9 protein-coding genes and 2 tRNA genes are annotated in these 13,323 nt (G+C 68.6%); 8 read left to right on the top strand and 3 right to left on the bottom strand.

All coding sequences use genetic code 11. The features are described from left to right. Positions 1-25: 25 nt before the first annotated feature. Positions 26-1,237 carry an acyltransferase family protein gene (locus tag ACZ4UU_RS13635; RefSeq protein WP_468039515.1) on the bottom strand — a complete coding sequence of 404 codons (1,212 nt, stop codon included), beginning with the start codon at positions 1,235-1,237 and terminating at the stop codon, positions 26-28. Between the two features lie 542 nt (positions 1,238-1,779). Between ACZ4UU_RS13635 and ACZ4UU_RS13630 the strand changes: the two genes are divergently transcribed. Next, positions 1,780-1,974 (top strand): hypothetical protein, encoded by a 195-nt coding sequence (locus ACZ4UU_RS13630; RefSeq protein WP_004001285.1) that lies wholly within the window; start codon positions 1,780-1,782, stop codon positions 1,972-1,974. Positions 1,975-2,064: 90 nt separating this feature from the next. Continuing rightward, complete coding sequence (locus ACZ4UU_RS13625) at positions 2,065-4,224, top strand: protein kinase domain-containing protein (protein WP_468039513.1); 2,160 nt, start codon at positions 2,065-2,067, stop codon at positions 4,222-4,224. Between the two features lie 69 nt (positions 4,225-4,293). Here ACZ4UU_RS13625 and ACZ4UU_RS13620 read toward each other — a convergent pair. After that, positions 4,294-4,364: transfer RNA gene (locus ACZ4UU_RS13620), tRNA-Gly, on the bottom strand. A gap of 131 nt (positions 4,365-4,495) precedes the next feature. Between ACZ4UU_RS13620 and ACZ4UU_RS13615 the strand changes: the two genes are divergently transcribed. The 5 genes from ACZ4UU_RS13615 (at position 4,496) to clpX (ending at position 9,328) form a co-directional block, all read left to right on the top strand. Beyond that, positions 4,496-4,572, top strand: a tRNA-Pro gene (locus ACZ4UU_RS13615). A gap of 233 nt (positions 4,573-4,805) precedes the next feature. Next, a complete protein-coding gene (tig, locus tag ACZ4UU_RS13610) occupies positions 4,806-6,200 on the top strand; it encodes a trigger factor (RefSeq protein WP_468039511.1) in 1,395 nt (464 codons plus the stop codon). Between the two features lie 319 nt (positions 6,201-6,519). After that, positions 6,520-7,128 (top strand): ATP-dependent Clp protease proteolytic subunit, encoded by a 609-nt coding sequence (locus ACZ4UU_RS13605; RefSeq protein ID WP_217206386.1) that lies wholly within the window; start codon positions 6,520-6,522, stop codon positions 7,126-7,128. A 52-nt stretch (positions 7,129-7,180) separates the two neighbouring features. Beyond that, positions 7,181-7,861, top strand: a complete 681-nt coding sequence (locus ACZ4UU_RS13600; protein WP_308402482.1) for an ATP-dependent Clp protease proteolytic subunit — start codon at positions 7,181-7,183, stop codon at positions 7,859-7,861. Positions 7,862-8,041: 180 nt separating this feature from the next. Continuing rightward, on the top strand, positions 8,042-9,328 hold the full coding sequence (gene clpX / locus ACZ4UU_RS13595) for an ATP-dependent Clp protease ATP-binding subunit ClpX (protein WP_030052243.1): 1,287 nt from the start codon (positions 8,042-8,044) through the stop codon (positions 9,326-9,328). Positions 9,329-9,399: 71 nt separating this feature from the next. Here clpX and ACZ4UU_RS13590 read toward each other — a convergent pair whose 3' ends face one another. Then, positions 9,400-10,377, bottom strand: a complete 978-nt coding sequence (locus tag ACZ4UU_RS13590; RefSeq protein ID WP_468039508.1) for a hypothetical protein — start codon at positions 10,375-10,377, stop codon at positions 9,400-9,402. Positions 10,378-10,513: 136 nt separating this feature from the next. Here ACZ4UU_RS13590 and ACZ4UU_RS13585 point away from each other — a divergent pair, with 136 nt between their 5' ends. Then, positions 10,514-13,138, top strand: coding sequence for a valine--tRNA ligase (locus tag ACZ4UU_RS13585; RefSeq protein ID WP_468039506.1), 2,625 nt, complete (start codon positions 10,514-10,516; stop codon positions 13,136-13,138). Positions 13,139-13,323: the final 185 nt, after the last annotated feature.

The following is a 13,323-nucleotide window of genomic DNA, read 5'->3' as shown; positions in this document are numbered from 1 at the left end:
CAGATGTGCGGGAAAGGCGCAGGGATCAGGCGCTGACCTTCTCCCGGGCGCCCGCACTCTCCTGCTTCTCACGCTCACGAGCCAACTCGGCCGCGTCCCGCTTGAACGCCCACTCCATCTTGGGCTCCGTGGCGAACCGGAACACCCGCCGCACAGGAGACGTGCACAGCAGCGTCACACCGACAGCCGCGACGACGGAGACGAAGATCTCACCCAGCGGCCGATGCAGCCAGCCGTGCTCGAACCACCCCTGGTAGTCGCCGGCCTTCACGAAGAACCCGTGCAGCAGATAGCCGTACAGCGTCCCCGCCCCGAGCGCCGTGAACCACATGTGCCGCCGCGGCACCCACGCGAAGAAGCAGGCCGTCAGCAGCAGCGCGCAGCCGAACATCGCCAACACCATCACCGGACCACTCCACCACGGCGCGTGCAACTCCTGCGCGGCGTCGCGGCGGTAGAACCACGCGGTGTTCATACGCGGAACCGCCCACCAGCCGAAGGCCAACGCCCCCGCGACCACCGGTACGGACAGGATCCGCGCCGTGCGCGTGCGCACCATGTCGAAGTGCTCGGCCTTCATGCACAGGCCCAGCACGAAGAACGGCAGGAACTGCAGGACCCGCTGCAGGTCCAGGTCGTTGCCGATCTCCGGGGCGACCGTCGCCGCCATGGCGATGCCGAGCGCGAGCGGCAGCGGCCAGCGCACCATCCTCCAGATGGGGGTGGTCATCCGCCAGATGAACAGCGCGCACAGGAACCAGGTCAGATACCACGGGTCCAGGAGGCTGATCTCCTGGCTCGGGTCGTCGTCGATCCAGCGCTTGAAGAGCGGATAGGCGGACTCGAAGACGATGTACGGCACCACGACACCGGTGACCAGGCGCTTCAGCCGGCTGGGGCTCGCGTCGAAACTGCGCGAGAAGAAGCCGGAGATGATGATGAACGCCGGCATGTGGAAGGTGTACACGACGGTGTACACGGCCTCCAGGATCCGGCTGTCACCCTTGATCGGTTCCCAGGAATGGCCCAGGGCGACGAGCACGATCGCCAGGTACTTGGCGTTGTCGAAAAACGCGTCGCGCTGCTGGGCGCCGCCGGACGCGGATCTCTCGTCCGCCTGAGCCTGCTGGTTGTGCCGGTTCTGCGGCGAGCGCGGACTGGGCACTCCGTCCGCCGACGACTCTGCCGGGGGGAGTGGCGCTCTGTTGTGGCCGTGCGGTCGCAGCGAGTTGTTCACAGACCCTCCCGCCGAAAGCAGGGGAAGTCGATCGAGGCCCTCGCTGCGCATGCGGGGGACGAGGCAGCATGGAACATCTGAGGCACCCTAGCGTTGCCTGTGGGATCTCGTAAAACCCGCGAGGTCATTCCCGGTTATTGCGCGCGACCTCATGTGTGTACAGCGAACATGCATCGGAAAGACACCTGTTGGCCACCCGTATTGTCCGGATTCATCCGGACTAACGGGTGCATATGGCCAGGAGGTGATCCTGGTGAAATGATCAACTCACCCGTAATTCGAAATACCCGCGAACATGTTGTGTGCCGATGGAAACGAACCCGCCGAATTACCTTCGCGGGTGTCCGTCCGAAATTCTGTGCGGGTGCGACGCGAGAGGTTGTTGCGCCCCGTGGGCCCGCACAGATCCGGCACAGGTGTGGCGAACGAAACGTCACGTGCCGCATAGCGGGGCCCGGTTGGTGGCACGATGGTTCTGGCGGGGGTGCGCGGGGTCGCGTCCCCGGGCCGGGAGAGCGGACCGACCGAGGGTGTGATCTGTTGTGGCCATTTCGCTGTCAGTGGTGTTGCTGTTGGCGATCGTCTTGGTGGTGTTGATCCGTGGCGGATCCCTGAAGGCCGGCCCCGCCGTCGTCGCCGTGCTGTTCGGCTTCTTCCTGGCCTCGACCGGCATGGCCGACGACATCCAGAGATTCCTCAACTCGATAGCCGAGACCATCAACTCCATCCAGTTCTAGGGCCCGTTCCGGGGGCCGTGGGGCGGCCCGGAACGGTACGGATACCCTCGTTCGAGATCGTCGAACGGTCCGGAACGGGGGAACGTACGGATGGCGCTGCGCGAGACGGACCCGGCGGAGGTGGGCGGCTACCGGATCGAGGACCGCCTGGGCTCCGGTGGCATGGGTGTGGTCTACCTCGCCCGCTCGGCCTCCGGCCGCCGCCTGGCCCTCAAGGTCGTGCACGCGCAGTACGCCGACGACGACGAGTTCCGCACCCGGTTCCGCCGCGAGGTGGCCGCCGCCCGCCAGGTCAGCGGCGCCTTCACCGCCCCCGTCGTGGACGCGGACGCCGACGCGCCGCGCCCCTGGATGGCCACGCTCTACATCCCCGGCGAGGACCTCGGCACCCACGTCCGCCGCCACGGCCCTCTGCCCCTGCCGCAACTGCGTGAGCTCGCCGCCGGCCTCGCCGAGGCCTTGCGGGACATCCACCGCGCCGGCATGGTCCACCGCGACCTGAAACCGGCCAATGTGATGCTCGCCGACGACGGCCCCCGCGTCATCGACTTCGGCATCTCCCGCGCCGCCGAGTTCGCGCCCTCCGACGTCCTCACCCAGACCGGCCGCGTCATGGGCACCCCGCCCTACATGTCCCCGGAGCAGTTCTCCTCCCCACAGGACGTGGGCCCGGCCGCCGACGTCTTCTCCCTCGGCTCGGTCCTCGCGTACGCCGCCACCGGACGCGGCCCGTTCGACAGCCCGAGCCCCTACGAGACGGCCATCCGGGTCGTCGAGGGCACCCCCGAACTCGACGGCACCCCGCCGGAGTTGCTCCCCTTCATCCGGCTCTGCCTGGAAAAACACCCCAAGTCCCGTGCCTCTCCGGACGCCTTGCTGACCCTGCTCCGCGACGGCGCCCTGCCCGACCCGAGCCCCCACGACGAACCCACGACCGAGGCGGACCCCGGTCGCCCCCGCCGCCGCTTCCGTCGCGGACGCCTCTGGCTGGCCTCCGCGGCCGGCGCCGTGGTCCTCGCCGCCCTCGCCACCACGACGGTCGCCCTCACCGGCGACGACACCGACCCGGGCGATCTGCCCCTCGGCTGGCAGGCCTGGCACAACAAGTCGAAGGACCCGAGCGTCGACAAGGACCCGATCGGCGCCGACGCCCCCTTCGCCCGCTGTGCCGCCACCGGCCGCTCCCTCGTCTGCGCCGGCGACGACGTCATGGCGACCCGCTTCGCCCTCGCCGACGGCCGCAACACCTGGGCCCGGCCGGTCGACGAGACCGCCGACGACAACGGCAGCAGCAGCTCCGGCACGGTCATCGCCGCGCGCGGCGGCCGCGTGTACGTCTACGGCGCCGACGACCGGCCCGTCGGCGGGGACGCGTTCACCTCGTACCGCTACACCGTCCAGGCGCTCGACGCCGAGACCGGCGAGGTGATCTGGAAGACGGTCACCGGTGAAGGCGACGAGGCCACGGAGCCCAACGCGGAACAGGGCTTCTCCACCGCCGTCCCGCAGGGCGTCATCACCGTCCACGGCGCGAAGGGCCAGCAGTACGCCCTGCTCGACGTCACCGACGGCAAGGTCCGCTGGAAGCGTCCGATGCCCAGCCCCGCCACACAGACATGCCTGCTGCGCAGCGCCGCCCGGAACGCGTACCTGGTGTGCCAGAAGTGGGGCGAGGAGGACAACGCCACCAGCACGAGCGTCGCGCGACTCGACCCGGCCACCGGCCGGCCCCGCTGGACCGTGCACGTCGAGGGAGAGAAGGACGTCGTCGGACAGGCCGACGGCCGCCTGGTGGTGCTCGACACGACCGGCGTGCGCCGCACGCTCACCCTGATCCATGCCACCTCGCACATCATGACGACCGTACGGCTGTCGCAGCCCCAGCCCGAGGGCACCACGCCCACCCTCCTGGGCGACCGGCTCTACGTCACGTCGCCCAGCGGCAGCGTCCGCGCGATCGCCCCGGACAGCGGACGCCAGCTCTGGGAGAGCAACTCCACCGTGGAGTCCCCGGGCGCCCCGATCGCCACCGCGTCCCACCTCTACCTGGCGTCCCCGAGCGGCCGCCTGGCGGCCCTGAACCTGCGTACCGGCGCCGTGGAGGCCACCCTCCAGGGACGCGACGACGGCGGAACCGCCGACTTCGCCGGCGTCGGAGCTCCCCCGACCCTCGTCGGCGACGCCCTCTACGTCCCGTACGGCATCCGCTCCGTCTACACGGTGGACATCCGCACCCTGCGCGGCGACTGACCGTACCCCCGGAAACGATCAGGGCCAGGTCGGGGGATGAACCCTCTGACCTGGCCCTGAGCCGTACAGAGCGGGCGACGGGAATCGAACCCGCGTAGCTAGTTTGGAAGACTAGGGCTCTACCATTGAGCTACGCCCGCACAGGACGCGCCGCAGGTCAGGTGACCGCGGCACAGAAGGCATCGTAGCGGGTCGGCACCCCTCACCGCACACCCCGTAAATGCGGCGGCCGCACTGTCCGCGGGCATGTACCCTACGTGTCGCACCAGCACGGGGTGTGGCGCAGCTTGGTAGCGCGTCCGCTTTGGGAGCGGAAGGCCGTGGGTTCAAATCCCGCCACCCCGACCACTGACCGGTCCGCACCGGTCATCCGCGCGGTCACCTCGCTTGATCGCCTTTGGGGCGTTGAGCGGCTGCGGTTACTATGCAAGCTGCGCGCCCGTGTGTCTCATCCACAGGAACCTCTGGACATCCCCGGACATCCACAGGAGATCCTCTGGACGTCCTTCGGGCGACGAAATCCGCCGGACCAGTCTGGCCCCGGCAGAAACCAAGAAGTCAGCCCCCAAGGAGACCGAACCGTGAAGAGCGCCGTGGAGACCCTGAACCCGACTCGGGTTCGGCTCAGCATCGAGGTGCCCTTCGAGGAGCTCAAGGACAGCCTCGACGCGGCGTACAAGAAGATCAACCAGCAGGTCACGGTGAAGGGCTTCCGCAAGGGCAAGATCCCGGCCCGCGTCATCGACCAGCGGTTCGGCCGTGGCGCCGTGCTGGAGGAGGCCGTCAACGACGCGCTGCCGAAGTTCTACACCGAGGCGGTCAACGAGGCGGAGATCGACGTCCTGGGCCAGCCCGAGGTCGACATCACCGAGCTGAAGGACGGCGAGACGCTGAACTTCACCGCCGAGGTCGACGTCCGCCCGACCATCGAGATCCCGGACTACTCCGGCATCGAGGTCGAGGTCGACGCCGTCGAGGTCACCGACGAGGACATCGAGAAGTCGGTCGAGCAGCTCCGCGAGCGCTTCGCCTCCACCTCCCCGGTCGAGCGTGCCGCCGAGGACGGCGACGTCGTCACGATCGACCTGCAGGCCAAGGTCGACGGCGAGGTCCTGGAGGACGGCGTCGCCGAGGGCGTCTCCTACACCATCGGCTCCGGCGAGCTGCTGGACGGCATCGACGACGCCGTGAAGGGTCTGGAGGCCGGTGGCGAGGCCACCTTCACCTCCGAGCTCAAGGGCGGCTCGGCGGCCGGCAAGGCGGCCGAGGTCACCGTCAAGGTCACCCAGGTCGCCGCGCGCGAACTGCCCGAGCTGGACGACGACTTCGCGCAGCTCGCCTCCGAGTTCGACACCCTCGACGAGCTCAAGGCCGACAGCCGCAAGCGCCTCGAGAACATGAAGCAGTACGACCAGGCCACGCAGGCCCAGGAGCGCGTCCTGGAGAAGCTGCTGGAGCTCGTCGAGGTGCCCGTCCCCGAGAAGCTGCTCGAGGACGAGATCAACACCCGCAAGCACAACCTGGAGCACCACCAGCTCGGCCAGATGGGTCTCGACCTCGAGAAGTACCTCGAGATCCAGGGCAAGACGGTCGAGGAGTTCGACGCCGAGACCAAGGAAGCCGCGGTCAAGGGCATCAAGACGCAGTTCGTCCTCGACGAGCTCGTCAAGCAGGAGAAGCTGAACGTCAACCAGGAGGAGCTCACCGAGCACCTCATGCGCCGCGCCGCCTCCTCCGGCATGTCCCCCGACCAGTTCGCCCAGGCCGTCGTCGAGGGCGGCCAGGTTCCGCTCCTGGTCGGCGAGGTCGCCCGCGGCAAGGCCCTGGCCGTCGTGGTCGAGAAGGCCACGGTCAAGGACACCAACGGCGAGATCGTCGACCTCGACGACGAGGACGAGGTCGAGCAGGCCACGGAGACCGTCGAGGCCGCCGAGGGCACCGCCGACGCCTCCGACGAGGAGAAGTCCGAGGGCTGAGCCCACGGCGCCTTGTAGCTCGCAGGAAGGGCCCCGGGGAAGCACATCCCCGGGGCCCTTCTGTCGTACGGCTGGGCAGTGCCGCCAAGGGGCGCGGGGAACTGCGCGATCAACCCCCACGACCCGCGGTCGCCCGAATGCCGAAGTCACCACGGCGCTACGCCCCCGGCGAACACCCGCGGAACCGGGATTGCAGCACAGGGCCACCGCGTTAGGGTCCATGAGTATGAGGGCAGGGGAGTCCCCGTTGCCCACGCAGAAGACGTGCAGACGGCCCGGCGCCGTCGTAAGACGAGCAGGTGGATACGTGACGAATCTGATGCCCTCCGCCGCCGGCGAGCCCTCCATCGGCGGTGGCCTCGGCGACCATGTCTACAACCGGCTGCTCGGCGAGCGGATCATCTTCCTCGGCCAGCCGGTCGACGACGACATCGCCAACAAGATCACCGCACAGTTGCTGCTCCTTGCCGCGGATCCCGACAAGGACATCTACATGTACATCAACAGCCCGGGCGGTTCGATCACGGCCGGCATGGCGATCTACGACACCATGCAGTACATCAAGAACGACGTGGTGACCATCGCCATGGGCCTCGCGGCCTCCATGGGCCAGTTCCTGCTCAGCGCGGGCACCCCCGGCAAGCGCTTCGCGCTGCCGAACGCCGAGATCCTGATCCACCAGCCCTCCGCGGGCCTGGCCGGCTCGGCCTCCGACATCAAGATCCACGCCGAGCGGCTGCTGCACACCAAGAAGCGCATGGCCGAGCTCACCTCGCAGCACACCGGTCAGACGATCGAGCAGATCACCCGTGACTCGGACCGTGACCGCTGGTTCGACGCCTTCGAGGCCAAGGAGTACGGCCTCATCGACGACGTCATCCCGACGGCCGCCGGGATGCCGGGCGGCGGCGGCACCGGGGCGGCCTGACGGCCCCCTGCACAGCCCCCAGCCGACCGCCTCAGCCCCTAGGAGACAGACAGTGAACGACTTCCCCGGCAGCGGCCTGTACGCCCGCACCGAGGCCGAGTACACCGGCCCGCGCGCCGAGTCCCGGTACGTGATCCCGCGCTTCGTCGAGCGCACCTCGCAGGGCATCCGCGAGTACGACCCGTACGCGAAGCTCTTCGAGGAGCGCGTGATCTTCCTCGGCGTGCAGATCGACGACGCCTCCGCGAACGACGTCATGGCGCAGCTGCTGTGCCTGGAGTCGATGGACCCCGACAGGGACATCTCGGTCTACATCAACAGCCCGGGCGGCTCCTTCACCGCGCTCACGGCCATCTACGACACGATGCAGTTCGTGAAGCCGGACATCCAGACGGTCTGCATGGGCCAGGCCGCCTCCGCCGCGGCCGTGCTGCTGGCCGCCGGCACGCCCGGCAAGCGCATGGCGCTGCCCAACGCGCGCGTGCTGATCCACCAGCCGTACAGCGAGACCGGCCGCGGCCAGGTCTCCGACCTGGAGATCGCCGCCAACGAAATCCTCCGGATGCGCTCGCAGCTGGAGGAGATGCTGGCCAAGCACTCCACCACGCCGATCGAGAAGATCCGCGAGGACATCGAGCGCGACAAGATCCTCACCGCCGAGGACGCGCTGTCGTACGGGCTGATCGACCAGATCATCTCCACGCGGAAGATGAACAACGCCGACGTTCGCTGACGCGGACCCGGTATTGTCTGCTGCCCCTTGGCACGGTTTGGGACGGTGCACGTCAAAGTGAACCGCGCCAAGGGGGGCCCGAACGGGGGGCCAGGCAAGGTACCGTCGACATAAGGCAGCACCAGGAGCCGCTGGATTCGAAAACGTCCAGTCGTCTCCACGGCGAAGGGGAAGCACACCGTGGCACGCATCGGTGACGGCGGCGATCTGCTCAAGTGCTCGTTCTGCGGCAAGAGCCAGAAGCAGGTCAAGAAGCTCATCGCAGGCCCTGGTGTGTACATCTGCGACGAGTGCATCGATCTCTGCAACGAGATCATCGAGGAAGAGCTCGCGGAGACCAGTGAGGTCCGCTGGGAGGAACTGCCCAAGCCGCGCGAGATCTACGAGTTCCTCGAGGGCTACGTGGTCGGCCAGGAAGCGGCCAAGAAGGCGCTCTCCGTCGCCGTCTACAACCACTACAAGCGCGTCCAGGCCGGCGAGAACGGCGGCGCCCAAGGCCGCGACGACGCCATCGAGTTGGCGAAGTCCAACATCCTGCTGCTGGGCCCCACGGGCTCCGGCAAGACGCTGCTCGCCCAGACCCTCGCCCGCATGCTGAACGTCCCGTTCGCCATCGCCGACGCGACGGCGCTGACGGAGGCCGGGTATGTCGGCGAGGACGTCGAGAACATCCTGCTGAAGCTGATCCAGGCGGCGGACTACGACGTCAAGAAAGCCGAAACAGGCATCATCTACATCGACGAGATCGACAAGGTCGCGCGGAAGAGTGAAAATCCGTCGATCACCCGAGATGTCAGCGGCGAGGGCGTACAGCAGGCCCTGCTGAAGATCCTGGAGGGCACCACGGCCTCGGTGCCCCCGCAGGGCGGCCGCAAGCACCCCCACCAGGAGTTCATCCAGATCGACACGACGAACGTCCTGTTCATCGTGGGCGGCGCGTTCGCCGGGCTGGAGAAGATCATCGAGTCCCGGGCCGGCGCCAAGGGCATCGGCTTCGGCGCGACGATCCGCTCCAAGCGCGAGCTGGAGGCTAAGGACCAGTTCGAGGACGTCATGCCCGAGGACCTGGTCAAGTTCGGCATGATCCCCGAGTTCATCGGCCGCCTCCCCGTCATCACGAGCGTGCACAACCTCGACCGCGAGGCCCTGCTCCAGATCCTGGTGGAGCCCCGCAACGCGCTGGTGAAGCAGTACCAGCGCCTCTTCGAACTCGACGGCGTGGAGCTGGACTTCGAACGCGAGGCCCTGGAGGCCATCGCCGACCAGGCCATCCTCCGCCAGACCGGCGCCCGCGGCCTGCGCGCCATCATGGAGGAAGTCCTCCAGGGCGTGATGTACGAGATCCCCTCCCGCAAGGACGTGGCCCGCGTCGTCATCACGGCGGACGTCGTCCACTCGAACGTGAACCCGACGCTTATTCCGAGGGACGCGCGGGGTCGGGGACCGGGCGAGCAGAAGACGGCGTAGCCGCAGCACGGACGTACAGAAGGGGCCCCGGTCGACCGACCGGGGCCCCTTCTGCATGCGGACCAGGGGTGTCAGGCCTTGACACGGACCTCCGCGCGCACCTTCGTGGTGATGTCGATCGCCACGTCCTTGGTGACGTCCGTCGTGGCGTCACCAGGCGCCACCACGGCGATGGTGCTGTAGTCAGCCCAGGCGCAGAACCAGTTGGTCCGCTCCTGCTTGGTCATCAGGTCCTGGCTCTTGGCCGACTGGCACTTCATGACCGCGCCGTCGAGGTCGGCGGACTCGGGTTCGCCGACAAACTCGGCCTTGCCGGCGCTGCTGCTGCTGGAGGAGGAGGAATCCTCCGCCGCGGTCTTCTTGACACCTGCGAACAACGCGTCCAGGGCCTTCTCCGGGTCGGCGATCTCGCCGTAAACGCCCCTGTACGAGATGCTCTTGGCCTTCGCCAACTTGCCCAGATCGGGCATGGAGCTGTTCGGGTCGTTGGGGTCGTAACCCGAAAGGTCCGCGGTCGAATAGACACCGGTCACTTCGGTGCCGTTCTTGAGCCCGGTCTTCTCCAGCTCCGACGCCAAGTCGTCGCTGGATGCCTGGCCCCCCTTGGTGAGCTGGCTGTACTCGCTGAGCAGCTTCTGCGGAGTCGCCAGCTTGTGCGCGCCGTCGTCCTCCAGGCTGCCGCCCGCCCCACCGCCGCCGCCGATCACGAAGTACGCCCCGACGCCGATCGCGGCCACGACCGCCACCGCGCCGATGATCAGGCCGGTCTTCTTGCCGCCGCCACCCGGCGCCGGCGGCTGCGGCATGCCGTACGGGGCCTGGCCGTACGGCGGCTGCTGCTGGCCGTACGGGCCCGGCTGCTGGGGCGGGACACCCGGGGCCTGCTGCGGGTAGCCGTAACCGGGCTGGGGCTGGGGCGGAGGAGCCTGCTGGGGGTAGCCGTAGCCGGGCTGGGGCGCCTGCGGCGGCTGGCCGTACGGACCCGGTTGGCCGTACGGACCGGGCTGCTGGGGCTGCCCGCCGTACGGGCCCGGCTGGTTGTAGCTCATTTCTGGGTTCCCCTCCAGATGCTTATGCGTTCACGACATCCTGGCGCAAACACAGGGGACGCGCGGCATCGGGGTGCCCACCATTACAAAACAAACGCGTTTCGGGACACGCCCGGGACACCCCTAAACTGGGCGGGTGACCGAGAACGCTCAGCAGCAGCCACCAGCGCCCGACACCGAACTGCCGACCCAGTACGCGCCGGCCGATGTAGAGGGGCCGCTGTACGAGCGCTGGGTAGAGCGCGGTTACTTCGAGGCGGACGAGAAGAGCGACAAGCCGCCGTACACGATCGTCATCCCGCCGCCGAACGTCACGGGCAGCCTGCACCTCGGGCACGCCTTCGAGCACACCCTCATCGACGCCCTCACGCGCCGTAAGCGCATGCAGGGTTACGAGACGCTGTGGCAGCCCGGCATGGACCACGCCGGTATCGCCACGCAGAACGTCGTCGAGCGCGAGCTCGGCAAGGAGGGCAAGTCCCGGCACGACCTGGGCCGCGAGGCGTTCGTCGAGCGCGTCTGGCAGTGGAAGGGCGAGTCCGGCGGGCAGATCAGCGGGCAGATGCGGCGCCTCGGTGACGGCGTCGCCTGGTCCCGTGAGCGCTTCACCATGGACGAGGGCCTGTCCCAGGCCGTCCAGACCATCTTCAAGCGCCTCTACGACGACGAGCTGATCTACCGCGCCGAGCGCATCATCAACTGGTGCCCGCGCTGTCTGACGGCCATCTCGGACATCGAGGTCGAGTACCAGGACGACGACGGCGAGCTGGTCTCCATCCGGTACGGCGAGGGCGACGACGCCATTGTCGTGGCGACGACGCGCGCCGAGACGATGCTCGGTGACACCGCGGTCGCCGTTCATCCCGAGGACGAGCGCTACCGCCATCTCGTCGGCCGTGAGATCGAGCTGCCGCTCACCGGCCGCCGTATCCCCGTCGTCGCCGACGAGCACGTCGACCCCGAGTTCGGCACGGGTGCCGTCAAGGTCACCCCGGCCCACGACCCGAACGACTTCGAGATCGGCCAGCGCCACGACCTGCCGTCCCTCGCCGTGATGGACGAGCACGCGGTCATCACCGCGCACGGCCCCTTCCAGGGCCTGGACCGCCTCGAAGCCCGCTCGGCCATCGTCGCCGCGCTGCGCGCCGAGGGCCGGATCGTCGCGGAGAAGCGGCCGTACGCCCACTCCGTCGGCCATTGCTCGCGCTGCAAGACCACCATCGAGCCGCGCCTGTCCATGCAGTGGTGGGTCAAGGTCGGCCCGCTCGCCAAGGCCGCCGGTGACGCGGTCCGCGACGGCCGGGTCAAGATCCACCCGCAGGAGATGGAGAAGCGGTACTTCGACTGGGTCGACAACCTCCACGACTGGTGCATCTCGCGGCAGTTGTGGTGGGGGCACCGGATTCCGGTCTGGTACGGGCCGAACGGTGAGGTCGTCTGCGTCGGTCCCGACGACGAGGTCCCCACCGGCGAGGGCTGGCGTCAGGACACCGACGTCCTCGACACCTGGTTCTCCTCGGGCCTGTGGCCCTTCTCGACTCTGGGCTGGCCCGAACAGACCGAGTCGCTCGCGAAGTTCTACCCGAACTCCGTCCTGGTCACCGGCTACGACATCCTCTTCTTCTGGGTCGCCCGGATGATGATGTTCGGCCTGTACGCGATGGAAGGGACCCCGCCGTTCCACACCATCGCCCTGCACGGCATGGTCCGCGACCAGTTCGGCAAGAAGATGTCGAAGTCCTTCGGGAATGCCGTCAACCCCCTTGACTGGATGGACAAGTACGGCAGCGACGCCCTCCGGTTCACGCTCGCCCGCGGCGCCAACCCGGGCGTCGACGTCCCGATCGGCGAGGACTGGGTCCAGGGCTCCCGTAACTTCGCCAACAAGATCTGGAACGCGACGCGCTTCGCGCTGATGAACGGCGCCACGGTCGACGGCCCGCTCCCGGAGCCGTCGGCGATGTCCTCGACCGACCGCTGGATCCTCTCCCGCCTGAACTCCGTCGTCGCCGAAGTCGACGCGTTCTACGAGGACTACCAGTTCGCCAAGCTGTCCGACGCCCTCTTCCACTTCGCGTGGGACGAGGTCTTCGACTGGTACGTCGAGCTGTCCAAGACGACGTTCCAGGCGGGCGGCGAGGCGGCCGAGGTCTCCAAGCGCGTCCTCGGCGAGGTCCTCGACGTCACGCTGAAGCTGCTGCACCCGGTGGTCCCCTTCGTCACGGAGACCCTGTGGACCACGCTGACCGGTGGCGAGTCGATCGTGATCGCCGAGTGGCCGGCCGACAGCGGCTTCCGTGACCGGGGCGCCGAGCAGGAGATCGAGTCGCTCCAGTCGGTCATCACCGAGGTCCGCCGCTTCCGCGCCGACCAGGGCCTCCAGCCCGGCCAGCGCGTCCCGGCCCGGCTGACCCTGGACGGCACGGCCCTCGCCCCGCACGAGCCGGCCATCCGCCAGCTGCTGCGCCTGCAGCCGGAGGGCGAGAACTTCGCGGCCACGGCGACGCTGCCCGTCGCGGGCGCCGAGGTCGCGCTGGACCTCTCGGGCGTGATCGACGTCGCGGCGGAGCGCAAGCGCCTGGCGAAGGACCTCGCCGCCGCCGAGAAGGAAAAGGCCCAGGCCACGGCCAAGCTCGGCAACGAGGCGTTCCTCGCCAAGGCCCCCGACAACGTCGTGGAGAAGATCCGCGGCCGCCTGGCGAAGGCGGACGAGGACATCGCCCGCATCGCCGCCCAGCTGGACCGTCTGCCGCCGGCGTAGGTGTTCGTACGTCGATGAAGGCCCCCGGAGCCTCTTGGTTCCGGGGGCCTTCGCCGACCTTCTTGGGGGCGCGGGGAACTGCGCGATCGGCCACAGCGCGGCCGCAGACGCCGGACAACACCACGCACCCCACTCCCTGGGCGCACTGTCAGTCCCCGTCCGTAGACTGACCCCGTGAGCGACCA

The organism is Streptomyces sp. NPDC028907, assembly GCF_055564995.1.
Note: the sequence above shows the minus strand (reverse complement) of the source record. Positions and strands in the feature narration are given on the sequence as shown.

What these genes read in the sequence shown, in the direction of transcription:
- ACZ4UU_RS13605 (WP_217206386.1), top strand. Translation starts at nt 6,520, where the DNA reads ATGCCCTCCGCCGCCGGCGAGCCCTCCATCGGCGGTGGCCTCGGCGAC.
- ACZ4UU_RS13625 (WP_468039513.1), top strand. Translation starts at nt 2,065, where the DNA reads ATGGCGCTGCGCGAGACGGACCCGGCGGAGGTGGGCGGCTACCGGATC.
- ACZ4UU_RS13590 (WP_468039508.1), bottom strand. Translation starts at nt 10,377, where the DNA reads ATGAGCTACAACCAGCCGGGCCCGTACGGCGGGCAGCCCCAGCAGCCC.